The organism is Profundibacter sp., from assembly GCF_965277155.1.
Lineage (GTDB): Bacteria > Pseudomonadota > Alphaproteobacteria > Rhodobacterales > Rhodobacteraceae > Profundibacter.
This window is the reverse complement of sequence record NZ_CBDIBV010000013.1, coordinates 130,830-155,092: the sequence shown is the minus strand read 5'-3', so window position 1 is coordinate 155,092 and position 24,263 is coordinate 130,830. Positions and strand designations below refer to the sequence as shown.

Below are 24,263 nucleotides of genomic sequence, written 5' to 3'. Positions count from 1 at the left end.
CGCCCCGCATCAACTCAGCCACCTCTTGCGACGGCGATAGGAACGCACATCGCGGAATGATTTGCGTCCGTCGTCCGAAACGCCCAGATAGAATTCTTTCACATCAGGATTTTCGCGCAGATCGGCGGCAGGGCCGTCCATCACCACGCGACCGGATTCCAGAATATAGCCGTAATGCGAATAGCGCAGGGCCATGTTGGTGTTCTGCTCGGCCAACAGAAAAGACACCCCTTCCTTTTCATTGATCGACTTCACGATCTCGAAAATCTGTTCCACCAGCTGCGGCGCCAGTCCCATTGACGGCTCATCCAGCAGCACCGTTTCAGGGCGGCTCATCAAAGCGCGGCCCATGGCAACCATCTGTTGTTCGCCACCCGATGTGTAACCGGCCTGCGATTTGCGCCGTTCCCTCAGGCGCGGGAAATAATTGTAGACCATTTCAAGGTCGGCACTGATCGCCCCCTTGCCGTCCTTGCGCGTATAGGCACCGGTCAGCAGGTTTTCCTCGACGGTCAGATGTTCAAAACAGTGGCGGCCCTCCATCACCTGAATGACGCCGCGGCGCACCATGTCGGATGGATTCAATTCGCTGGTGTCATTACCACGATAGGTGATCGTGCCTTTGGTCACCTCGCCGCGTTCCGAGCGCAGCAGGTTTGAAATTGCTTTTAGGGTGGTGGTTTTCCCCGCCCCGTTGCCGCCCATCAGCGCGGTGATACCGCCCTTTGGAACCGACAGGCTGACGCCTTTCAGCACAAGGATCACATGGTTATAGATCACCTCGATATTGTTGACCTCTAGCAGGGCCTCGTCTGTGGTACCGGCGTCGAGCATTTTATTTATCCCAAATGTTCAAACTGTTGCCCGGGCCACCCTTTGGCAGCCCGGGCAATTGGATTAGTTACAGTCACGCGGAGTGATGTTGTTTTCCTTGGCGTAGGCCATGGAATCCTCGTCGATCAGCGGCTGGATGACGTCCATGTCGGACGGACCAAAGTCGGAAATCAGCTTCCATTCCTTGGCTGTCGCATCCCACTGCTGAACAGCACCTGTGCCGGGTCCACCGTGGTTGGCGCAGGACACTTTGAACGACGGGCCAAAGTTGGGCATACCCAGTTCGGTCATACGTTCTTCGGTGATTTCCAGCGCTTCCATACCGTCACGCATATCGGCAGGTGTGATCTGGGCCTTGCCAGACAGTTCCTGCGCTTTGCGTGTGGCTTCGGCAGCAAGCATAGCGGCATAAAGACCACGGTTGTACAGAACTGTGCCGATCTGATCGCCAGCACCGGCGGCTTTACCTGTATCAACAACGTATTTCTGGATGTCATCAAAAACAGGGAAATCATGACCAACATTATGGAATGTCAGAGCCTTGTAGCCATTTGCAGCATCGCCAGCGGGCAGCACATCGTTTTCAGAGCCGGACCACCAGATACCGATGAAGTTTTCCATCGGGAAATGGATGTTCGCGGCCTCCTGAATGGCAACCTGGTTCATCACGCCCCAGCCCCACATCAGAACATAGTCAGGCTTTTCACGACGGATTTGCAGCCATTGCGATTTCTGCTCCTGACCGGGATGGTCAACGGCCAATAGGGTCAGCTCGAACCCGTGCTTTTTGGCCAGTTCTTCCAATGTGCGGATTGGTTCCTTGCCGTAGGCAGAGTTGTGATAGACAAGTGCAACTTTTTTGCCCTTGATGTCACCGCCGTTGATATCCAGCAGGTGATTGATGGCCAGTGAAGCACCATTCCAGTAGTTGGCAGGGTAGTTGAACACATGGCTGAACACCTTGCCGTTTGCGGCAGATGTGCGGCCATAGCCCATTGTGTGCATGGGAATGCCGTCCGCTGTCACTTTTGGGATCAACTGATAGGTGATACCGGTCGAAAGCGGCTGATACACCAGCGCGCCTTCACCTTTGGTGGATTCATAGCATTCCACACCTTTTTCGGTGGAATACCCGGTTTCACATTCGATAACCTTGGTTTTGACGCCACCGATACCACCGTCACGTTCATTCAGAAGGGTGAAGTAATCGGCATAACCATCGGCAAAAGGAATACCGCCAGCGGCATAGGCGCCGGTGCGATAGGACAGCGACGGATAGACCAGATCGGCCATCGCCGGGGCTGCGGCCATAAGGGCCGACAGTGCCAGTGTTGCAAGTTTCAATTTCATTAGTAGTTCTCCTCCGTTGAAATTTAGTATTCTCGATTTATCCCATGCCGGGGTATTCCCGATCTTTTATGTCTGAACGTTCCCTAGTGCGGGAACGGCCAAAGCCTTAGTTTTTCTTTTGCGATGCGCCACAGCTGGGCCAGACCATGTGGCTCCAGAATAAGGAATGCGATAATCAGCGCCCCGACGATCACCAGCTGGAAATGCGCAGCCAGATCCGTAGGCCAGTTCATTGCCCCCACCAGAACGTTTTTCAGCAACACCGGCAACAGCACCATGAATGCCGCTCCTGCAAAAGAGCCAAAGATCGATCCCAGTCCGCCAATAATCACCATAAACAGCACCAGAAAGGATTTGCTGATACCAAAGGCTTCGCCCACTTCGGCAGCCCCCAGATAGACGGTGAACAGCAACGCACCGGAAATGCCGATAAAAAACGATGACACGGCAAAGGCAGTCAGTTTCGCCTTTAGCGGATTCACCCCGATAATTTCAGCCGCAATATCCATATCGCGGATCGCCATCCAGCTGCGCCCCATTGTGCCGCGTGTCAGGTTGCGGGCCAACCATGCAATGGCAACGACAAAGACCAGACACATCAGGTATTTTTCAACAGCACCAACGTTCGAACCGGCAACCACATAGCCCATAAAGGTCCGTTCGGGCGCACTGATCTGGCCAGTTGCCGAGTAGTTATAAAACCACGGCACACGGTTGAACAACCACACCAGAAAGAACTGTGCGGCCAATGTGGCCACCGCCAGATAGAACCCCTTGATCCGCAGGGACGGCAAGCCAAAGGCAATACCCACCAGCGCAGTGATCCCGCCCGCCAACAATATATGAATGATGATTGATACCTCTGGGAAGGCCGTCATCAATTTGTAGGATGCAAAGGCCCCGACCGCCATAAAACCACCAGTCCCAAGGCTTAGCTGCCCGCAATAGCCGATCAGGATATTCAGCCCGATCGTCGCAATCGCATAGATCAGAAACGGCACAATCACCGCATTGGCCCAGTAATCATTGATAATGAACGGCACCACCCCAAAGGCCACGACCAACAGGATGTAATAGGCCACGCGATCAAATTTGATCGGGAAGGTCTGGTTGTCCTTGGCGTAGGACGTTTTGAAATCGCCAGCTTCGCGGTACAGCATATCCTAAACCCTCTCGATAATCTTTTCGCCAAACAGCCCTTGGGGCCGAAAGACAAGAAACAGTAGCGCCAACACATAAGCGAACCAGTTTTCTGTGGCCCCGCCCAGATAGGGCGCGCCGATCAGGAATTCGAACATCTTTTCGCCCACCCCGATGATCAACCCGCCAACAATCGCACCGGGGATCGAGGTAAAGCCGCCTAACATCAGCACTGGCAGCGCCTTCAAAGCGATCAGCGACAGCGAGAATTGAACGCCCGATTTGGAGCCCCACATGATGCCCGCAACCAGCGCCACGAAACCTGCGATCGACCACACGATCACCCAGATAGTGCGCAATGATATCCCGACAGACAGCGCCGCTTGATGGTCATCCGCCACAGCCCGCAAGGCGCGGCCGGTTTTGGTGTATTGCGAGAACAGCACAAGGGATGCGACCAACACAACCGCCACAATCGCGGCAACGATATCCAGCGAGTCCAGATAGAACCCATAAAAATCATCCCCGCCCAGAAAGGCCGTATGGGATTCAACCCAGCTATTGCCGCCTTGCGGAATGCCGATATCCAGTTTCTTGATCTCGGATCCCCACATCAGATCGCCGAAACCTTCCATGAAATAGGCCAGACCAATGGTGGCCATGAACAGGATAATCGGTTCCTGATTGACCAGATGTTTCAGCACCAGCCGTTCGACCAATATAGCAAACAGGATCATCACCAATACGGACAACAGGATCGCCAGCAGGGCGGGTAAATGCCATCCAAAGGAATGAAGGTTGGTGCCAAAAACCGCATTAATCAATGACGCAAAGGGGATTTGGCCATTCTGGAAGCCCACCAAAGTCAGTGCGGCAAACAAGGCCATCACGCCCTGAGCATAGTTGAAAATACCCGACGCCTTGAAAATCAGAACAAAGCCCAGCGCGACCAGTGAATACATCACCCCCGCCATCAACCCGTTCAGGAAAACCTCGACGCCATAATAAAAACCAGCAGACATTATGTTTGATCCCCGCGCAGTCCCGCACTTGTTGCGGGACCTCTTTGAATGTTGCTTACAGACCCCGCATCAAGTGCGGGGTAGCGTTTCATGCTAGTCATGGCTCACCCCCAGATAGGCGTCGATTACTTCTTGGTTGGCCAGCACCTCGGCGGGTGTGCCATCGCCGATCTTCTTGCCGTAATCCATCACCACCACGCGGTCGGAAATATCCATCACCACACCCATGTCATGTTCGATAAGTGCAATCGTAGTGCCGAATTCGTCGTTCACATCCAGAATAAAGCGGGACATATCCTCTTTTTCCTCGACGTTCATGCCTGCCATCGGTTCATCCAGCAGCAGCAGTTTGGGTTCGGCAGCCAGCGCGCGGCCCAGTTCGACCCGTTTTTGCAAACCATAAGGCAAGCGGCCCACAGGCGTTTTGCGGATTGCCTGAATTTCCAGAAAATCAATGATCTCCTCGACCTTTTGGCGGTGCTCCTCTTCTTCTCTGGCCGCCTTGCCCCACCAGATCGCCTGTGACAGCATTCCGGCCTTCATTTTGGTCAGGCGACCAGTCATGATATTGTCCAGCGTGCTCATCCCTTTGAACAGTGCGATATTCTGGAATGTCCGCGCGATGCCCAACGCCGCCACCTGATAAGGCTTCATCGTCGGGCGTTTTTGGCCGTTGAACCAGACTTCGCCCTCTTGCGGGTGATAAAAGCCGCTGATCACGTTCAGCATCGACGATTTGCCGGCACCGTTCGGGCCGATGATGGCGCGGATTTCGCCCTCGTGAATATCGAAACTGATATTTTCAATCGCCACCACGCCGCCGAACCGCAGCGTGATGTTTTTCATCTCCATCATGGTGCCGCCGATCTGGCGACCGTCATCGGTGACATAACCCACCGTGGAGTTTTCAGTCATTGTGTTCATTCTGCCGCCACCTTCGAGTTCACAGGCACCACCGCCACATCGCGGATTTCCAGCGTGGCCGAAATCGATCCCTTACGACCGTCTTCATAGGTCACTTCGGTTTCGGTGTGGATTTCTGATTTCCCACCATAAAGTGCGTCCAGCAGATCGTTGAATTTTTCACCCACAATCTTGCGGCGCACCTTGCGGGTGCGGGTCATTTCGCCGTCATCGGCATCCAGTTCCTTGTGCAGGATCAGGAAGCGATGCACCTGACAACCCGACAACATTTCGTCCTGCGCCACCGATTTGTTCACTTCTTCGATATGTGCCTGAATGGTTTTGTAAACCTCGGGGTGGCCCGCCAATTCCTGATAGGACCCATAGGCGACGTTGTTACGTTCCGCCCAGTTGCCCACCGCCGTCAGATCAATGTTGATGAAGGCGACGCAGTAATCACGGTCTGCACCAAACACCACTGATTCCAGAATGTCGGGATAGAACTTCAGCTTGTTTTCAACGAATTTCGGCGCGAACATGCTGCCGTCAGCCATTTTACCAACATCCTTGGCGCGGTCGATAATCCGCAAATGTCCGCTGCTTTGCTCGATGAAACCGGCGTCCCCCGTGGCGACCCAGCCTTCGGCATCCTTGGTGTCGGCTGTGCTTTCGGGGTTCTGGTAATATTCCTCGAATACGCCGGGGGACCGATAGTAAATCTCGCCGTTGTCCTCGATTTTGATTTCAACATCGGGGGACGGCACACCCACCGTATCGGCCCGCACTTCACCATCCGGTTGCTGGGTGATGAACACCGTCGCTTCGGTTTGGCCATACAACTGCTTCAGGTTAATCCCCAAGGAACGGTAAAATTCAAACAGCTCCGGCCCGATCGCCTCGCCTGCCGTATATCCAACACGCACGCGGCTAAGGCCCAGCGTGTTTTTCAGTGGACCATAGACGAACAGATTGCCCATCCAATAGCTGAGCCGGTCGCCAAAGCTGACCTCTTTGCCATCCAGAATCGCCGGCCCCACCTTGCGGGCCACGTCCATATATTTCTTGAACAACCACTTCTTGAACCGGCCTGCGTCCTCCATACGGATCATAACGCTGGTCAACTGACCCTCGAAGAAACGTGGCGGGGCAAAATAGTAGGTCGGCCCGATTTCGCGCAAATCCGTCATCATCGTATCAGCGGATTCAGGGCAGTTCACACAGAACCCTGTCCAATAGGCCTGACCGATCGAGAAAATGAAATCGCCAACCCATGCCATCGGCAAATAGGCCAGAACCTCTTCGCCCGGTTGCAGGTGGTCAAATTCACAGGAATTTTTCGAAGTCACAATCACATTACGGTTCGACAGCACAACGCCCTTTGGCTTGCCCGTGGTACCGGATGTATACAGCATCACACAGGTGCTATCCATGTTCAGCCGCGCTGTGCGGGCCTGAAGTTCGGGCAGAAATTCCTCGCGGGCGGCGCGGCCCTGTTCCTGAATATGCGAAAACTGGTGCAAACGACGGTGGTCATATTTACGCAAGCCACGCGGATCGACATAGATCATATGCTCGAACTGGTGCAACTGGTCCTGCACCTCGATCACCTTGTCGACCTGTTCCTGATCCTCGACCACAATAAACCGCGCACCGCAATGACCCAGAACATAGGCCATCTCTTCAGCGTTGGCATCCTGATACAGCGGCACAGGGATCGCCCCGACCGATTGTGCCGCAACCATTGTCCAATAGAAATACGGGCGGTTACGGCCAATGATGGCCACAAAATCTCCTTCGTGAATTCCCAGGTTCAAAAAGCCCAGCGCCAATGCTTCGACTTCGTCGGCCACATCGCTCCAATTCCAGCGTTGCCAGATACCGTATTCTTTTTCGCGATACGCCGCCTTGTCGCCAAACGTTGCCGCATTGCGTGCAAGCAGGGCCGGAATCGAATCCAGAACCGCGTCTGATTGTGCCAAGTTGTATCCTCCCCATCTGCCGGTTTTGCGGCAGCCCACCCGTTTACGGGCGATTCTCTATTTACCCCAGCGTGACTGTTTTTTCCTGCAGGTCAAATTTTTCCTGACTTTTGCGCAAACCTAACGAATTGTAACACCCCTTTCCCAAAGGGCGGTCCGGTGCTAGCGATACGGGCGAAAGGACCATGTGTCATGGCGTCATCCAAGGCCACCACCGAAAACCTGACCCGCGCCGGTCTGAACCTGATCCAGCAAGCCCTGTCGATCTATGACAGCGATCTGCGTTGTGTTCGGGTGAACCGCCCCTTCAAGGAAATGTTCGACCTGCCGGAAAACTTGTGCACCCCGGGGGCGCATTTTTCCGATACCATCCGGTTTCTGGCAGAACGTGGCGAATATGGCGAAGTGGGGGATATTGACGATTTCGTCACCTCGCGGGTAGAGCAGGCCCGCGCCTTCGAGGCCCATTACATGGAGCGTACCCGCGCCAACGGCCGAACCATTTCGATCGAGGGCAACCCCCTGCCCCAAGGCGGCTGGGTCACGGTTTACACCGACATTACCGCGATCAAGGATCAGGAAAAACTGCTGCGCGCCCGCTCCGAGGAACTATCGGACCAACTGCTGGCCCACACCGAACGCCTGTCGCAAACCAACCGCGAACTGGCCGCCACCAACGCCGCACTGGAAGAGGCCAAGCGCCAGTTGACCGAAATGGAAGCCCGCACGCGGATGACCACCGAAATGATGCCGGCCCACATCGCCCATGTTGATGCCGATGGCTATTACACCTATTCCAACCGCCGCCTGTCCTCGATCATCCCGTCACGCCCCTCCAACATTCTGGGCCTGCATCTGTCCGAAGCTTTGGGCGATTTCGCCTATGGAAAAATCCGCCCCTATTGCGACAAGGCCCGTATGGGCGAGGCAAGTGTGTTCGAATTCACCGATGATGAATCCAGCCGCCGCATCCGCGTGGCCTTCACCCCTGATCAGCACAAAGGCGATAAACGCGGCGTCTATATCTTGTCGATGGATGTGACAGAAGAGGCCCAGGCCCGCGCAGCACTGGCCCAGACCCACAAACGTGAACTGGCGGCACAACTGACCAGCGGCATGGCCCATGATTTCGCCAACCTGCTGACCATTATTCTGGGCATGCAAAGCCGTCTGGCCCGCATGGTGGATGACACCGAGGCCAAGGAACTGATCACTGCCACCCAATCGGCAGCGCGCCGTGGCGGTACCCTGCTGAACCGCATCGCAGAAATGTCCGGCCCGCGCGAAATGCGACCCACGGCGGTGGACCTGTGCAGGTTTATGAATGATCTGAAAACCCTCGCCACCCCCACCCTGCCCGATGACGTAACATTGGAAACCCGTTGCAGCAGCATTGATACCCCCGTGCTTCTGGATGCCGGATCATTACAAGATTCCCTGCTGAACCTGATCCTGAACGCCAAGGATGCCATCGGCAACGAAACCGGCCAGATCACCCTAACGGCCAAACCCGTGCGCGACACATGGCTGGAAATCACTGTCACCGACACCGGCAGCGGTTTTAGTGATGACGCCCTGGAACATGCACTGGACCCGTTCTTTACCACCAAAGGCGGCGAAGGCTCGGGCCTTGGCCTGTCAATGGTTTACGACCTGACCAAACTGGCGGGCGGGCACATGACACTTGCCAACATCGGGGGCGGTGCCAAAATCATACTGCGCCTGCCCCTGCGCCCCGCCGCACAGGAAACCACCCCGAAACTGGTGCTTCTGGTCGAGGATTCCGATGACATCCGCGCCACCGTGCGCGAAATGCTGACCGACATGGGCCATCGCGTGATCGAAGCGACCAGCGCCGAGGAAGGCATGGCGCTGGCCATGCTCGAAGGGGTCAATTTCGTGCTGTCCGATATCTCGCTGATCGGCGATATGACGGGGGTTGAAATGCTCGACACCCTGAAACAGAACACCCTGAAGGCCACCACCTGCCTGATGACATCCCTGCCGGCCGATCACCCCTTGCGCAGGGATGCCGCCAACCGCTATCCGCTGATCCCGAAACCTTTCACAGCCGAAGATCTGGCTGCCTTCATGAATATGGACCCGCCCGCATGACCAAACCGCTTGTCACGATCCTTGATGACGAACCCGAAATCCGCCACATGCTGGCCGATGCCCTGCAAGAGGCCGGCTTCAAAACAGCCAGTTTCGCCCGCGCCACGGAATTCGAGGCCTCGTTGAAATCCTCGTCCCCCGATGTCTGCCTTGTCGATCTGGGCCTGCCGGACAAGGACGGTTTGGCGCTGGTGCACCGTCTGGCACTGGAATCCGGCGCCTCGATCATCATCATCTCGGGCCGCGCACAGGTGCAGGACCGCGTCACAGGGCTGGAACTGGGGGCAGATGACTACATCATCAAACCCTTTGATCCGGCCGAGGTGGTCGCCCGCGTCCGCGCCCGCCTTCGCAGCGGAAAAACCGGCACCAAATCCGCCAACCGCGCCCGTTTCGAAGGCTGGACAGCGCTGTTTGACAGCTATGTTCTGGTCGACAGCGAGGGCTTTGAGACCCCCTTCAGCCACGCCGAAGGCGAAGTGTTGCGCCTGTTTCTCGACGGTTGTGTCTCGAAAGTGGTGGAAATTGATTTCAGGCACCTCCGAGCGGGTTGAGTTATGCGCCGGTCAGGCGGCTTGGTCAAGGGTTGCGTCGGCGACGGGCTGAGCGAGCGTTTCCCAGCCATCGACCTTTCGCATGACGATCTGCCCCGAGGCCATCAGAGCCCAAAGCAGCATCGGCACGGTCTCGGCGCATGGCAGCACGGTCTGGGTCTTGATGCGGCGGCGGAATTCCTCGTTCAGGCGTTCGATCGCATTTGTCGTTCTGGCCGATTTCCACTGGCCTTGTGGCAGACGCGTGAAGGTGAAAAGCTTATCTCCTGCTTCTTCCAAGCTGTCAGCGACGGCCTTGCATTTCAGCCGCCATTTTCGCAGAAATGCCTTGCGGCGGGTGGCGATTTCCTCGGGTGTTTTGGCGTAGATCATGTCGCGGTAATCTTCTGTCAACTCATCATGCATACGCTTGGGTGCCTTGGCCAGAAGGTTGCGGTGCTTGTGCACCGTGCACCTCTGGATCGGCAGATCTTCACCCCAGAGGGCAATGAGAGCGACCTCAAGTCCCGGTGCCCCGTCCACGATGACAAATTCGGGCCGTTTCAACCCGCGCGCATCCAGATCGTTGATGAACTGACGCCAGGCGGAGGTGCTTTCGCCGCCCATGTTCATCAGTGATAACAAGACCTTCTGCCCATCCCGGCGCACGCCAATCGCGGCCAGAACCGAGATATTGGTGGCCTTCCTGTCAATCCGCGTTTTGATCACGGTGCCGTCCAGGATCAGCCGCACGATGTCTTCATCCGCAAGGCTGCGGGCGCACCACGCCTGCCAGTCCACCTTCACCTTGCGCCAGGCGCGGCTCACCACATCCTTGCTGACCGCCCCCTGAAACAGGCCGAACAGGGCGCGTTTTACCCGCCGTGTGTTGGTGCCCGAAAGGTAGACAGCAGCGATCAGCGCCTCGGCCTTCTTCGTCAGCCGCTGGTAGCGGGGCAATGCCTTCGAGCGCCATTCTCTGGCCTTGCCGGCCTCGCCTGTGATCCGCGCACGCGGCACGCGCACCGTTTCGGTTCCAAATGTTCCGACCAGTTGCCGCTCGCGATGCCCGTGGCGGTATCCGGCCTTTGCCCCGCCGCTGCGGCCATACCGGCAACGGCCCAGAAACTGCTCCAGCTCCTCTTCGAAAACCGCCTCGATCGTCGCGCGGATGTTCTGGCGCAGCCGGTCTTCAATCGGGTCATAGCCTGCTTCATTGGCCAGTAGCGCGGATGTCGATGTTGCTGTATTCTTTGTCATGGCGTGATCTCCTTGGCGGTTCCAGCCGCCGGTTGGGTGGCTTCGATGCACCCGGAGATTACGCCGTCCTCGAATTTCCACCAAACTCGCGACACTACCCACTGCCTTTGTCAGTTGAATATTTTGGCAACCTCGGCACATCGGAAACACTGGATATTACATTTACGCCAACAGTGCCTGCAACCGGTTCCTCCAACACCTGGACCATGCAGATCACAGATTCTGCCCAAGGCGGGGCGGTTATCGGCGAATACACATTGGTTTTTGATGACACCCGGGCGAACGGCGGCACACTTGCTTCGGTGACGCCAGTGTCAGGGGGCGCGTATAATGCGGCAGATGGCACCTTGGCATTGACTGTTGCCGGTGGCCCTTTGACGATGACCATCGGTAAAGTGGGTGATCCTAACGGTCTTACCCAGTTGTCAGACAGTTTTGCACCCGCGTCGATCACCAAGGATGGCTCGCCTGTGGGCAACCTGACTTCGGTTGAAATTGATGACAACGGATTTATCAGTGCAACTTATGACACGGGGTTTATCCGCCGTATCTATCAGATCCCGCTGGTGGATGTGCCAAATACCAATGGTTTGATTTCGCTGAATAACCAGACCTATCAGGTCTCGCCCAGCTCGGGTTCGTTCTTCTTGTGGGATGCGGGCGATGGCCCGACAGGCTCTATCGAAGGATATGCGCGTGAATCCTCTACCACTGATGTTGCTGGCGAACTGACTGCGCTGATCCAGACACAGCGGGCCTATTCCTCCAATGCCAAGGTGATTCAGACCGTGGATGAAATGCTGCAGGAGACAACGAACATCAAACGTTAATCACAGGCGATCTGAAGGAGGTTAGGCCATGGGGATGAGCAGTGCGCTCTCGAACGCCTTGTCCTGGTTGACGGCTTCGGCCCGTTCGGCTGATGTGATTTCGTCAAATATTTCGAATGCTACGACCGATGGGTATGGTAGACGCGAACTGGATCTTTCGGCGCGAGTCCTTGGTGGCGAAGGGTCCGGCGTTCACATCGACGGGATTACGCGAATCGTTGATCAGGTTGTGATTGCTGATCGACGGCTTGCTGATGCTGATTTGGGTGCCTCGACCACGCGCGCCGGTTTTTTACAGCGGGTTGAGGATGTGGTTGGTGAACCCGGGACGGCCGGCTCATTGTCTGACCGGATAGCGGGGCTGGATACAGCCTTTATCGAAGCGGCAAGTCGCCCGGATTCAGAACCTCGTCTGCAAAATGTTTTGCGTAGCGCAAAAGGGATCGCGGATCATATCAATATCATTTCGCGTGAAATCCAGACGCAACGCACGAATGCAGATCACAGCATTGCACTTCAGGTTAACCAGCTAAATAGCGCACTCAAGAATATTGAACAGTTGAACCATGCCATACTAACGCAAGACAGCAGTGGTCGGGATACATCGGCCCTAATGGATCAGCGCCAACAACTGGTTGACCAGATATCCTCGATTGTTCCGATGCGGGCTGTTCCTCGTGATCGTGGACAGATCGCTTTGATCACAACGGGTGGTGCAATATTGCTGGATGGCCGTGCGACCGAAATCGGGTTTACCCGAACCGGACTGATTACCGAGGATATGACATTTGATGCCGGATCCCTGTCCGGCCTGACGCTGAACGGCAATCCGGTTAGCACCGGTGAAAACGGGATCATGTCAGGCGGCACCCTTACGGCCACATTCGAAGTGCGCGATAAACTGGCAATAACAGCCCAAAGCGATCTGGATGCCGTTGCCCGCGATTTGGTCGAACGGTTTCAGGACCCTTCGGTCGACACTTCACTAACGGCGCTGGACGCAGGTCTGTTTACAGATGCAGGCGCGTTTTTTTATCCTGCTAATGAACCCGGTATTTCCACCCGCCTGTCCATCAATACTCGCGTTGATCCGGAATCCGGCGGGGCCATTTGGCGTTTGCGGGACGGTATTGGTGCAGCAACCCAGGGTGATGTGGGCAATGCCGGCCTGCTGCAAAGCATGTCGGGTGCCCTGACCCATTCACAGGTTCCGGTATCAGGCGATATAACCGTTGCATCCCGTTCGGTTTCCGGGCTGTCTTCGGATTATTTGTCAAAGATTGGCGCGGCCCGTCAATCGGCGGATGCCGATATCGCATTCGCCTCGACCAAGGTGGATATGTTGAAAACGCAAGAACTGCAAAGCGGTGTCGATACGGATTATGAAATGCAGCAATTGCTGCTTGTCGAGCAATCCTACGCCTCGAATGCGCGGGTGATGCAGACCATTGATGAACTCATTCAAACCCTGTTAAGGATTTAATCATGAGCTATGTATCTGTCGGTGATATGGCCCAAAGTTTCTCGTTTCGTCGTCAAAGCTTCCAATTGAAAACCAATATCAACCGTCTGGGCAATGAACTTGCCTCTGGTCGGGTTGATGATTTGTCCCAACGGGTTTCCGGAGATTTTACAGTTATTTCCGGTATCGAAACCTCGCTGAAAACACTGGATGCCTATAGAATGGCCCAGAAAGAAGCCGCACAGTTTGCCGAGGCGATGCAAATCTCGCTCGGGGTCGTGCAGGAACAATCGGCCAAAGCATCCTCGACTTTGTTACTGAGCGCAAACGCTGCCAGCCAGACCCAGGTTCAGAATATTGCAACGGATGTCCGGCAACAATTTGATGCTGTGATCTCGGCTCTGAATACCCAATCGGCGGGGCGCAGTGTATTTGCGGGTACCGCCACGGACAAACCGGCCATTGCATCTGCATCCTCGATATTGGCGGACTTGCAAATTGCAATAGCCGGCCAGACAACTGCCGGCGGGGTAGCTTCGGTGGTTGATGACTGGTTCAATCTGGCCAGTGGTGGATTCGAAACCTCGGGCTATCAGGGGTCAACTACTGCTTTGTCGGCCTTTGATATTGGTGCGGGGCAACAGGCGGATATGTCGGTGACTGCGGCTGATCCCACATTTCGCGAGACATTGAAAAACCTGGCTCTGGCCGCACTGGTATCAGAGGGCGCCCTTGCTGGTGATCTGGCTGGACAGGCAGAGTTGTTGGAGCGTGCAGGGGATGGTTTACTATCCGTTGTCGATGCGCAAACCAGCATGCGCGCAAATCTGGGGGCGGTTGAAGCGCAGATCGAACTGGTTTCGGTGCAAACCACATCTGAAATATCGGGGCTTGAAATAACCCGAACCGGGTTGTTGTCGGTTGACCCGTATACAGCCGCCAGCGAGTTGGAACAGGCCCAGACCCAACTTGAAACGCTTTATGCATTAACTTCGCGGATGTCGCGGATGAACCTTGTGGATTTCCTGAGATGATAAAACAGCTGATTGCCTGCATTTTTGCTTTTGCCCTGATATCCTCGGCTGCTATTTCAGGTCCGATCCGGATTAAGGATCTGGTCGAATTTGACGGGGTCCGGGGCAATGATTTGATTGGTTACGGGCTGGTTGTCGGTTTGAACGGTACCGGTGACGGTATCCGGAACGCACCCTTTACCGAAGAAATCATGTCCAATATTCTGGAACGCCTGGGTGTGAATATCACCGGCGAGCAATTCCGACCCAAGAACGTGGCGGCCGTGTTTGTCACTGCAAATCTGCCAGCATTTGCGCGGGCGGGTGGGCGTATTGATGTAACGGTTTCGGCAATTGGTGATGCCAAAAGCCTGTTGGGGGGAACTTTGATTATGACCCCGTTGAATGCGGCAGATGGTCAGATTTATGCGGTAGGTCAAGGAACCGTTATTGCTGGCGGTGTTTCTGCAACCGGAGATGCGGGGGGTGTTGTGCAAGGGGTGCCAACGGCAGGGGTTATCCCGTCCGGTGCTTATATTGAACGCGAGATCGATTTTGATTTTGGCGCTTTGTCGCAGATCCGGCTGGCACTGCGGACGCCGGATTTTACCACAGCCGAACGGATTGAGCGCGCGATCAACAAATCATTCGGGCGCGGGGTGGCGGTGATGCTGGATGCGGGAACGGTTCAATTGGATATCAAGGCCACGCGGCAGGCTTCTGCGGCGCATGCAATATCAAAGATCGAGAATATTCTGGTCGAGCCACAGCGCAAGGCGCGGGTGGTGGTGGATCAGCGTTCCGGCACAATTGGAAACCTCTGTAAATTCCCGTTTTCGCCTTCTTCGCGGCGGGGTGGACGGTTTTTCGCCTGTCCCGCCTGATTGCTTCGGATCATAAACCCATTTTCACCGGTTTCAAGCCGGTTTTGGGTATTTCAGGCACACCTCACCCCATGAACCCTTATCCCGGCGCCGCCAGGCCGCATTCGAACTGGACGAAGCGCTTCATGTTGTAGACCAGGTTCATCATCCCGATGCGAAATCGCGCCCGCTTCAGGCCGATGGAGCGGATCAGCTTGCCGCCCATGGAGCGCTCCTGAAAAGCGAATACATGCTCGACCCGGACCCGCACTTTCGAGCGCCTCCGGTTGGCCTTTTGCTGGCGCTCGCCAAGCGGCTTGCCGCGCCTGCCCTTGTGATGGATATGGCTGTGAAGCCCCCGCTCTTCCAGCTCGCTTTCGATCTTTTGCGAGCGATAGGCGCTGTCGGCCCACAGGTCCGATGAGGTGTTGCTCGCATCAATCAGACCGGCAAGCGCCTGGCTGTCATGCACGGCGGCATCGGTGACATCATAAGCGCGGATGAATTTGTGCCGCCGGTCGACATTGATGTGGTTCTTGTAGCCGTAATAGCTCTTGCCGTGCTTCTTCGTCCAGCGCGCATCCACGTCCTTCTGGCGCTTCTTGTGGGGTTTTTCCTCCCACTCTTCAGGCGTTTCGCCCGCCTTGATTTTCTCGTTCTCGTCCCTTTTGTTGTGCTGGCGCGGCGCCGGAACGATGCTCGCATCAACAATCTGCCCGCCCATCGCCAGATAGCCCTTTTCGCGCAGAAAGGCATCGAACTTGTCAAACAGCTCCTTCATCTTCCCGGCCCCGGCCAGCCTTTCACGGTAGGCCCAGATGGTCTTGGCGTCAGGTACGCTGTCTTCAATGCCAAGGCCGAGAAACCGCATGAACGACAGGCGGTCGCGGATCTGATACTCGATCTGATCGTCAGAGAGGTTGTAGAGCTGCTGCAAAACCATCGTCTTGAATATCAGCACCTCATCCCAAGGCGGGCGGCCAGCGTTGGATTTGCGCTGTTCGGGCGGCGTGCGCCATATGGCCTTCAGCTCGTCCCGGTAATCCTCGAACGGCACCATGTCGTTGAGCAACACCAGCGGATCACCAGATTTGTCCAGTCCCGCGTATCGGCTGGAAAGATCAAAAAATCCCATCTGACCCATGACAAAACCCCGTCGGTCGAATCATTTTCATCCTGATGACGATTCTACCCCGTCAGGCCGGATTTTGGGGGATTTTTAGAGGTTCCCAATTGTTTTGGGGGAAGATGTGCGCATCTCGCGGGTTGCTGTTTCGCAGGGAAATCTGACCTTGCGGATTGAAGAACAGCCAATTGTGGTGCAGCCCAACCCGTTCGCCGCTGGTGAAAGTGTTGTGGTGCCACGCACCACTGCCTCTATTCAGGAAGAGCCGGGGATCGGGTTGGCGGAGCTGTCCGAGGGAACTTCACTATCCGAAGTGATTGCGGGCCTGAACGCATTGGGGGTTTCGCCCCGCGATATGATTGACATACTGAAAAGTATCAAAGCCGCAGGTGCCCTGCATGCCGAGTTTATCGTGCGCTAATTTCTAAACCGGATCAGGTGTACCCAGAGGTGTGAATGCTGATCCCGGTTAGAAATAGCTTCTGACCAAGGCGCTGGAAATCAGGGTCCATCCATCGGCAACTACAAAGAACGCCAGCTTGAAGGGAAGGGACACGATTGCAGGTGGTACCATCATCATCCCCATCGACATCAGAATAGCTGCGACCACAAGGTCGATAATCAGAAACGGCAGAAAAACCAGAAAACCGATTTCAAAAGCGCGGGCAATTTCCGACAAAAGGAAGGATGGCACCAGCAGCGAAAGTGGTTGGGCGGCAGTTTCCCCAGTTAACCGGGCATCGGGCCGCAAAGCAACGAGGGATTCAAAGGTGTCGGGATCGATGCGGTTGGCCATAAAGTGCCGGAACGGAGTCATTACTTTGGTAAAGGCCTGTTCGACATTGATCTGATCATTGATCAGCGGGTCGATTCCGCTGGTCCAGGCCTCGGTGAAAACAGGCTCCATCACGAAATAAGTCAGGAACATCGCGAGGCTGATAATCAGCATATTTGGCGGGGATTGTTGCAATCCTATGGCCTGTCGAAGGATGGATAGAACGGTGACGATAAATGGAAAACAGGTCAGCATGATGGCCAGACCTGGCACAATGCTAAGGATTGTGATCAACAATAAAAGCTGAATGCTGCGGGCCGAGATCGAACTACTATCGCCAAGTGAAATCGAAATTTCCTGTGCAACGGCCGGCATGGCAATCATGGTTAACGAAAGTGCGGTGAGTCCAAGTAACAGGCGAATAGGGGTGCTAATTTTCATGGTTTACAGGCCGTCTTGCAGGTTTACAACTTCAGTCAGACGCACGGCCAGCTGGCCGGCTTGATCGCCATCCAGTTCTTGCAGTTCACCGCGCGCGATCAGGCGGTCGCCAACATAAAGCTCAACCGGATCCTCGATTTTTTTGTCCAACGGCAAAACGGCGTCCTGTTCCAGCTGCAACAGCTCTTTGATTTTCGGACGGGCTTTGCCGACAGAAATGGTTATTTCAATCGGGACCTGGGTAAACGGGTTCTGTCCGTCGGCTGGCATATCTGTCGCGGTATCATCCACTGATTGCTACCTTTTGCTGTTGCGTAAAGAAGCCTTCGACCAATTGGGAAAACCCGGCCAGAACGCTTGTCAGATCAATCTGCTTTTCGGTTTCGTTAAACCTTATGTAGGCCAGACCCTCGGCCATTGTCGGTTCCTCGACAATATTGACATCCAGGGTGCCCTGGCCCTCAAGAAGCCGTTCAAGAGCAGGGCGGTTGGCTGGCGAAATTACGATTTCAAACTCGGCGTTGGTTCGATCGGAAGCGGCGGAGAGAACCTCGTCCACGATGGATTGCGGCAGGGTTTCCTGTGCCAATCTGGGCAATACCTTGGATACCATTTCGGTGAACAGCGGTTTTAGCGAACTCAAAATCTGGCTTCGGGCTTCGTGATAGGTAAACGAAAGCTCCTGAAGGTTGCGGGCGAAATCAGCCGCCACTCGAGATTGCTCTTCGATCTGGGCAGCGGTGAGAGGTGGTCCCACTTTTTTGACCAGTCAGCAGCCAGTTTAAGATGGATCAGGGTTTCATTTAGGCTGCCAAACTCATTGGTTTTGTTTTTCTGTCATAGGCTTCATCCGGGGTCAATATTCCGTGGGTGGAATGCGGGCGCTCGGTGTTGTAGTAAGCCAACCATTTCCCGATCCCGGCGCGGGTCTGCGAACCCGTTTCAAATGCGTTGAGGTAAATGCATTCGTATTTCAAGGATCGCCAAAGCCGCTCGATCATCCGGTTATCGACCCAGCGACCTTTGCCATCCATCGAGATTTTCACGTCGGCTTCTTTCAGCGCCTGCGTCCATTCAAACCCGGTGAACTGGCTGCCCTGGTCGCTGTTCATGATATCGGGCTTGCCGTATTTGGCCATAGCCTCTTTCAGGGCTTCAACGCAAAAATCTGCCTCCATGCTGTTTGACAATCTCCAGCTCAAAACCTTGCGGCTGTGCCAGTCCATGATCGCGACCAAATAGAGGAACCCGCGCTGCATCGGAATGTAGGTGATATCTACGCACCACACATGGTTTGGACGATCAATCGTCAGGTCTCGCAGCAGATACGGGTAGATCTTATGCTGCGGATGTTTCTTGCTCGTGTTGGGCGTCTGGTAGATCGGAACCAACCGCATCAGCCGCATCAAACGGCGGACCCTGTGGCGACCACACTTGTAACCTTGGCGCTGCATGTGCCGGGCCATTTGCCGTGATCCATACCACGGCGTCTGCAAGAATTGCTTGTCGATTATTGTCATGAACCGCAAATTTTCAGCACTTTCGCCTTTTGGCTGGTAATACAGGTTCGAGCGCGCCAGAGAAAGTAGCCCGCATTGTCGTCGCACACTCAGATCATGCTCACGGCTCACCATTTTTTGCCTCGCTTCCCGAGCAACTGTTGCGAGGCGTTGGCTAAAAAATCCCGTTCCACGACCAGCTGACCAATCTTGGAGTGCAGCTTCTCAATCTGGGCTTCATCAACCCGATCAGGATCACGGCCCCGTCTGGAAAATGCCGTGGCCATGTTTTCAATCGCTGCTCGTTTCCATGTGCCAATCTGGGTTGGATGCACACCATACTTCTTCGACAGCTCCGCCATCGTCATTTCCTCGCGGATTGCTTCAAGCGCAACGCGGGCTTTGAATTCGGGAGAATGGTTCTTTCGTTTCGTCATTTTGAATCGTCTTTCTCATAAGTCGATCCACCTTAACAACTGGTCCGAATTTCCGCGACCACCTCTGTGGCATCGTCCCAACCGGCCTTGTACCCTTGTTCATAGGCTTCTAACCGGTGTTCCTCGAAACTGGTTTCCAAAGTAAGCTTTGGGTCGTTTGAAACAATGGTTGTGCTGAATTCTTCCAGAGGAAAGACTGCCATCAAACCGTTTCCCCTTTGTCTTCCATCCAGCCGCGCAGAACCTCGACCGTTTCGTCCTGACGTTCCTCGATTAGTTCTTTCAGTCGGGTGACGGGATCATTTGATGATCCGCCCATGTTGCCGGCCGTGGCAAAATCACCCATCGGGGCCGTGCCCATATCGGGCATGTCAAAATCGGTTATCGTAGCCATTGCCGGTGGGTTGAAACTACCATCGTCGATTTCGCCCGTCAGGGCGGGCAAATTGGCCGGGTTCGGATTGCCGAAATCGTCTGGAAATGGAGCAGGCTGGGTTGAACCTGCCGGAGCGGGCAGTTCGGTCATACTGGATGCGGGTTTGCTGTTCAGGATCGGGCGCACCACAAACAGGCCAAGAACAAGGGCGACAATCCCCAGAACAACCAGTTGTATAATCGTCATCACATTCAAATTCATGGACTGAAGGAAGGATGGTGCGGCCACGCTGCCCTGTTCGGCAATCGGTTCGAACTGCATGGTTTTCAGGGTAATCACATCACCACGGCTTTCATCAAACCCGACAGCAGCAGCAACCAGATCGTGTAGGCTTGCCATCTCTTCTTCGCTGCGGGGCACAAAAACCTCGTTGCCGGTATCATCGACTTGCAAGGTACCATCAATCAGAACAGCCACTGTCAACCGTTTAATTGCCCCCGGAGATTTCACAATCTCCCGCTGGGTTTCCGAGACTTCGAAATTCACCCTCTCGCGGGTTTCGCTGTTCTGGCTGGAGGAGTTGGCATTGCGGCTGCCGTCCCCTTCCGGCAGATTACTGGCCACTGAAACCGCCCCGCCGCGGGCGTCTTCCGAGGCGGTTGTGCGTTCTTCGGTGTCGGTGCTAATTACCACGCGCGAATCCGGATCGAACGTGCGCTGGCTGATGGACTCGCGATCCGTCACGGTTTCAACGCTGACCTCGACCACTGCATTGCCGTAACCCACACGCGCCTCAAGCAATCGTTCAACATTTTTCTTTAGTTCGGCAGCGCGGTTTTCGCTGTTGCTTTGGCCCGTAGCCGCGTCATCCGCCCCCATGATCAACCCGCCCTGGGAATCAATGATCGCCACATCTTCGGGCTTTAGCCCCGCCACTGCCGAGGCCACAAGAAATTTCAGCGCTTTTGCATGCGAGGCCGAAAGCGACCCCGACGTGGTGGTCACCGTGACCGAGGCTGTTTCCTTTACCTGCCGCCGAAAGGGCTGCAGGGACGGGCTGGCGATGTGCACGCGCGCGCTGCGGATCATCGGGCTGGATATGATAGTGCGGGCCAGCTCGCCCTCTTTTGCACGCCAATAGGCGGCGTCGAACATTTGCGATGTGGTGCCGAATCCGGACAGTGAATCAAGCAGTTCATAACCAGCGGAATTATTTGCCGGCAACCCTTCGCTGGCCAGCGTCATACGCAATTCGTCACGCCGCGTGCTATCGACAAAGATCGTTCCGCCACGCACCTCGTAAGTGACGCCCTGTTGTTCCAGCTTTACCACCACCTCGCCCGCAGCGCTGCTTTCCAGACCTGCATATAAGAGTGACATACCGGGGGCTGCTGCCATGCGCGACAGACCTATGACCGCCGCAAACATTGCAAGGGTGGCAAGCACCACGATCACCCGGCGGCGTGGTTCCAGTGCAGACCAGACAGACAGTAGCTGTTGCAAGACGATTCTCCGAATATTCGTTGGGCGTTTTGCCCATGCGTCGCCTTATGTTTCGTCGAACAGGCTTAATAATCGGTTAGCTCCTGACGTTTATTAGGGAAGGGAACGAAAAACCGGTGAGATCATGGCAGACGAAGAAGAAGTCGAAGACGAAGGGCCGAAGAAAAAGTCGAAAATGCCTTTGATTATTGGGCTTGTGCTGGCTTTGGCCGGCGGGGGCGGAGGATTCTATGCAGTGCAGTCGGGTATGCTTTTTGGCAGCCACGAGGAGGTTGCAGCCGATTCGCATGCAGAGGTAGAACCAATGCCGGATGTGGTTTTCGTGCCGGTGGACCCGTTGATTATAAATCTGGGCGGGCGGTCCAGAAACCAGTTTTTACGGTTCCGCGCATCATTGGAAGTGGATGGCGCTTACGAGGCCGAGGTGGCGGCGCTATTGCCGCGGGTTCTGGACATTCTGAATGGATATTTGCGGGCGGTAGATGTGAAGGAGCTGGAAGATCCCAGCGCCCTGATCCGCCTGCGTGCCCAGATGTTGCGGCGGATTCAGACTGTCACCGGCGAGGGGCAGGTGAAGGATCTGCTGATCATGGAATTTGTGCTGAACTAGGAGGGTGCGATGACACTTATTGCCGATATATTACTGGTCGCGGGCGCCCTTGGGGCAGCGTTCTATTGTATGATTTTATCGCGGCGCCTGAACCGGTTTAACGATCTGGAAAACGGCGTTGGCGGGGCTGTGGCCGTGCTTGCTGTTCAGGTTGATGACATGACTAAAACGCTGGAACAGGCACGGATTGCGGCGGGGGAATCGACAGAATCCCTCAAGACATTGACTGGCAAGGCTGAGGATGTTGCCAATCGGCTGGAGCTGTTGATGGCCTCGATGCATGATTTGCCGGAGCCTTCGACACCACCTGCACCAGAGCCTGCCGAAGAAAACATGCAAGATGCTGTATTTCTGCGGCATCAGGACAGGGTTGTGGAGGCAGCAGAATGACCAGAAAACAAGTCAAGAACAAACGTTCACGCAAGGCGGGTCGCGGGGTTTTATTCCTGATCACGGGTTTCTTTCTGGCCTCGGGCCTGTTGCGGCTGGGGTCCGGAACCGGCAGCGCGATAGCGCGGGAAGTGCAGGCAATAAGCCATTCCGGATCCCAACAGGAAGAAGTGGAGCCCGTCGCGCCTGCTGCTTGTGAAACCGGCGAAGGCATTGGCGAATTGCTGGCGGCATTGAAAAACCGCGAGGCCCGGGTTGCCGCGCAAGAGGCAGCATTGGCTAATCGGATGCAGGTTTTGGCGGCGGCCGAAGAAGGGGCCAAAAGGAACCTTGCAGCATTGAGTGCAGCCGAGCAGAAATTAAGGGCAACAATGGCGCTGGCCGACAGTGCGGCCGAGGATGATTTATCGCGCATGACCAGTGTTTACGAGAATATGAAAGCCAAGGATGCCGCCAAATTGTTCGAGGAAATGGACCCGCAGTTTTCCGCCGGGTTTCTGGGGCGAATGCGTCCCGATGCAGCCGCTGCAATTTTTGCGGGCATGACGCCAGCCAAGGCCTATTCTATCAGCGTGATACTGGCAGGCAGAAATGCGGACGTTCCGACAGAAAAGTGAGAGATTCTTAAGGGAACCTCTAAAAATCCCCCAAAATCCGGCCTGACGGGGTAGAATCGTCATCAGGATGAAAATGATTCGACCGACGGGGTTTTGTCATGGGTCAGATGGGATTTTTTGATCTTTCCAGCCGATACGCGGGACTGGACAAATCTGGTGATCCGCTGGTGTTGCTCAACGACATGGTGCCGTTCGAGGATTACCGGGACGAGCTGAAGGCCATATGGCGCACGCCGCCCGAACAGCGCAAATCCAACGCTGGCCGCCCGCCTTGGGATGAGGTGCTGATATTCAAGACGATGGTTTTGCAGCAGCTCTACAACCTCTCTGACGATCAGATCGAGTATCAGATCCGCGACCGCCTGTCGTTCATGCGGTTTCTCGGCCTTGGCATTGAAGACAGCGTACCTGACGCCAAGACCATCTGGGCCTACCGTGAAAGGCTGGCCGGGGCCGGGAAGATGAAGGAGCTGTTTGACAAGTTCGATGCCTTTCTGCGCGAAAAGGGCTATCTGGCGATGGGCGGGCAGATTGTTGATGCGAGCATCGTTCCGGCGCCGCGCCAGCACAACAAAAGGGACGAGAACGAGAAAATCAAGGCGGGCGAAACGCCTGAAGAGTGGGAGGAAAAACCCCACAAGAAGCGCCAGAAGGACGTGGATGCGCGCTGGACGAAGAAGCACGGCAAGAGCTATTACGGCTACAAGAACCACATCAATGTCGACCGGCGGCACAAATTCATCCGCGCTTATGATGTCACCGATGCCGCCGTGCATGACAGCCAGGCGCTTGCCGGTCTGATTGATGCGAGCAACACCTCATCGGACCTGTGGGCCGACAGCGCCTATCGCTCGCAAAAGATCGAAAGCGAGCTGGAAGAGCGGGGGCTTCACAGCCATATCCATCACAAGGGCAGGCGCGGCAAGCCGCTTGGCGAGCGCCAGCAAAAGGCCAACCGGAGGCGCTCGAAAGTGCGGGTCCGGGTCGAGCATGTATTCGCTTTTCAGGAGCGCTCCATGGGCGGCAAGCTGATCCGCTCCATCGGCCTGAAGCGGGCGCGATTTCGCATCGGGATGATGAACCTGGTCTACAACATGAAGCGCTTCGTCCAGTTCGAATGCGGCCTGGCGGCGCCGGGATAAGGGTTCATGGGGTGAGGTGTGCCTGAAATACCCAAAACCGGCT

20 protein-coding genes and 4 pseudogenes are annotated in these 24,263 nt (G+C 55.5%); 11 read left to right on the top strand and 13 right to left on the bottom strand.

The features are described from left to right. Window positions 1–9: 9 nt before the first annotated feature. From ACQY4M_RS15965 to ACQY4M_RS15940, 6 genes are all read right to left on the bottom strand, one after another. On the bottom strand, window positions 10–834 hold the full coding sequence (locus ACQY4M_RS15965) for an ABC transporter ATP-binding protein (protein WP_428546106.1): 825 nt from the start codon (window positions 832–834) through the stop codon (window positions 10–12). 63 nt (window positions 835–897) lie between these two features. Then, window positions 898–2,184 carry an ABC transporter substrate-binding protein gene (locus ACQY4M_RS15960; RefSeq protein ID WP_428546103.1) on the bottom strand — a complete coding sequence of 429 codons (1,287 nt, stop codon included), beginning with the start codon at window positions 2,182–2,184 and terminating at the stop codon, window positions 898–900. A gap of 83 nt (window positions 2,185–2,267) precedes the next feature. Next, the gene (locus ACQY4M_RS15955; protein WP_428546100.1) at window positions 2,268–3,344 is read right to left on the bottom strand and encodes a branched-chain amino acid ABC transporter permease; all 1,077 of its coding nucleotides are present in this window, start codon (window positions 3,342–3,344) and stop codon (window positions 2,268–2,270) included. A 3-nt stretch (window positions 3,345–3,347) separates the two neighbouring features. After that, window positions 3,348–4,346: a branched-chain amino acid ABC transporter permease gene (locus tag ACQY4M_RS15950; protein ID WP_428546097.1), complete on the bottom strand. Its 999-nt coding sequence runs from the start codon at window positions 4,344–4,346 to the stop codon at window positions 3,348–3,350. 93 nt (window positions 4,347–4,439) lie between these two features. Then, window positions 4,440–5,261, bottom strand: coding sequence for an ABC transporter ATP-binding protein (locus ACQY4M_RS15945; protein ID WP_428548214.1), 822 nt, complete (start codon window positions 5,259–5,261; stop codon window positions 4,440–4,442). Window positions 5,262–5,266: 5 nt separating this feature from the next. Beyond that, complete coding sequence (locus tag ACQY4M_RS15940) at window positions 5,267–7,228, bottom strand: AMP-binding protein (RefSeq protein ID WP_428546094.1); 1,962 nt, start codon at window positions 7,226–7,228, stop codon at window positions 5,267–5,269. A 192-nt stretch (window positions 7,229–7,420) separates the two neighbouring features. On the opposite strand from ACQY4M_RS15940, the gene ACQY4M_RS15935 reads away from it, so the two are divergent. Continuing rightward, the gene (locus ACQY4M_RS15935; protein WP_428546091.1) at window positions 7,421–9,343 is read left to right on the top strand and encodes a PAS-domain containing protein; all 1,923 of its coding nucleotides are present in this window, start codon (window positions 7,421–7,423) and stop codon (window positions 9,341–9,343) included. Next, window positions 9,340–9,696 (top strand): annotated as a pseudogene (locus tag ACQY4M_RS15930) (response regulator transcription factor); the annotation flags it as partial. The gene ACQY4M_RS15935 and the pseudogene ACQY4M_RS15930, both read left to right, overlap by 4 nt. Before the next feature lie 213 nt (window positions 9,697–9,909). Here ACQY4M_RS15930 and ACQY4M_RS15925 read toward each other — a convergent pair. Further along, window positions 9,910–11,136 (bottom strand): IS256 family transposase, encoded by a 1,227-nt coding sequence (locus ACQY4M_RS15925; protein ID WP_428539582.1) that lies wholly within the window; start codon window positions 11,134–11,136, stop codon window positions 9,910–9,912. A 104-nt stretch (window positions 11,137–11,240) separates the two neighbouring features. Between ACQY4M_RS15925 and ACQY4M_RS15920 the strand changes: the two are divergent. From ACQY4M_RS15920 to flgI, 4 genes and pseudogenes are all read left to right on the top strand, one after another. After that, window positions 11,241–11,966: pseudogene (locus ACQY4M_RS15920) on the top strand (flagellar hook-basal body complex protein); the annotation flags it as partial. 28 nt (window positions 11,967–11,994) lie between these two features. Continuing rightward, complete coding sequence (gene flgK / locus ACQY4M_RS15915) at window positions 11,995–13,449, top strand: flagellar hook-associated protein FlgK (RefSeq protein ID WP_428546088.1); 1,455 nt, start codon at window positions 11,995–11,997, stop codon at window positions 13,447–13,449. A 2-nt stretch (window positions 13,450–13,451) separates the two neighbouring features. After that, on the top strand, window positions 13,452–14,462 hold the full coding sequence (locus tag ACQY4M_RS15910) for a flagellin (protein ID WP_428546085.1): 1,011 nt from the start codon (window positions 13,452–13,454) through the stop codon (window positions 14,460–14,462). Next, window positions 14,459–15,253, top strand: a pseudogene (gene flgI, locus ACQY4M_RS15905) (flagellar basal body P-ring protein FlgI); the annotation flags it as partial. The gene ACQY4M_RS15910 and the pseudogene flgI, both read left to right, overlap by 4 nt. A gap of 151 nt (window positions 15,254–15,404) precedes the next feature. Here the strand turns inward: flgI and ACQY4M_RS15900 are convergent. After that, window positions 15,405–16,448 (bottom strand): IS5 family transposase, encoded by a 1,044-nt coding sequence (locus ACQY4M_RS15900; RefSeq protein ID WP_428539227.1) that lies wholly within the window; start codon window positions 16,446–16,448, stop codon window positions 15,405–15,407. A gap of 88 nt (window positions 16,449–16,536) precedes the next feature. On the opposite strand from ACQY4M_RS15900, the pseudogene ACQY4M_RS15895 reads away from it, so the two are divergent. After that, a pseudogene (locus ACQY4M_RS15895) lies at window positions 16,537–16,851 on the top strand (flagellar basal body P-ring protein FlgI); the annotation flags it as partial. A 48-nt stretch (window positions 16,852–16,899) separates the two neighbouring features. Here the strand turns inward: ACQY4M_RS15895 and fliP are convergent. From fliP to fliF, 5 genes are all read right to left on the bottom strand, one after another. Further along, window positions 16,900–17,646: a flagellar type III secretion system pore protein FliP gene (gene fliP / locus ACQY4M_RS15890; RefSeq protein ID WP_428546082.1), complete on the bottom strand. Its 747-nt coding sequence runs from the start codon at window positions 17,644–17,646 to the stop codon at window positions 16,900–16,902. A gap of 3 nt (window positions 17,647–17,649) precedes the next feature. Continuing rightward, window positions 17,650–17,916, bottom strand: coding sequence for a FliM/FliN family flagellar motor switch protein (locus ACQY4M_RS15885; protein WP_118944559.1), 267 nt, complete (start codon window positions 17,914–17,916; stop codon window positions 17,650–17,652). A 13-nt stretch (window positions 17,917–17,929) separates the two neighbouring features. Further along, window positions 17,930–18,403 (bottom strand): flagellar biosynthesis protein, encoded by a 474-nt coding sequence (locus tag ACQY4M_RS15880; protein ID WP_428546080.1) that lies wholly within the window; start codon window positions 18,401–18,403, stop codon window positions 17,930–17,932. Window positions 18,404–18,449: 46 nt separating this feature from the next. After that, window positions 18,450–19,582 (bottom strand): IS3 family transposase gene (locus ACQY4M_RS15875; RefSeq protein WP_428539245.1). Its coding sequence is split into 2 segments (ribosomal slippage): window positions 18,450–19,330 and window positions 19,330–19,582, totalling 1,134 coding nucleotides; the frame shifts between segments, so codons are not numbered across the junction. Window positions 19,583–19,784: 202 nt separating this feature from the next. Then, on the bottom strand, window positions 19,785–21,461 hold the full coding sequence (gene fliF, locus ACQY4M_RS15870) for a flagellar basal-body MS-ring/collar protein FliF (RefSeq protein ID WP_428546077.1): 1,677 nt from the start codon (window positions 21,459–21,461) through the stop codon (window positions 19,785–19,787). Window positions 21,462–21,585: 124 nt separating this feature from the next. Between fliF and ACQY4M_RS15865 the strand changes: the two genes are divergently transcribed. From ACQY4M_RS15865 to ACQY4M_RS15850, 4 genes are all read left to right on the top strand, one after another. Further along, the gene (locus ACQY4M_RS15865) at window positions 21,586–22,071 is read left to right on the top strand and encodes a flagellar basal body-associated FliL family protein (protein WP_428546074.1); all 486 of its coding nucleotides are present in this window, start codon (window positions 21,586–21,588) and stop codon (window positions 22,069–22,071) included. Window positions 22,072–22,080: 9 nt separating this feature from the next. Then, entirely contained in the window at window positions 22,081–22,461 is a 381-nt protein-coding gene (locus ACQY4M_RS15860) for a hypothetical protein (RefSeq protein ID WP_428546072.1), read from the top strand. A gap of 89 nt (window positions 22,462–22,550) precedes the next feature. Continuing rightward, complete coding sequence (locus tag ACQY4M_RS15855) at window positions 22,551–23,078, top strand: MotE family protein (RefSeq protein ID WP_428546069.1); 528 nt, start codon at window positions 22,551–22,553, stop codon at window positions 23,076–23,078. A 98-nt stretch (window positions 23,079–23,176) separates the two neighbouring features. Next, window positions 23,177–24,220 carry an IS5 family transposase gene (locus ACQY4M_RS15850; protein ID WP_428539227.1) on the top strand — a complete coding sequence of 348 codons (1,044 nt, stop codon included), beginning with the start codon at window positions 23,177–23,179 and terminating at the stop codon, window positions 24,218–24,220. Window positions 24,221–24,263: the final 43 nt, after the last annotated feature.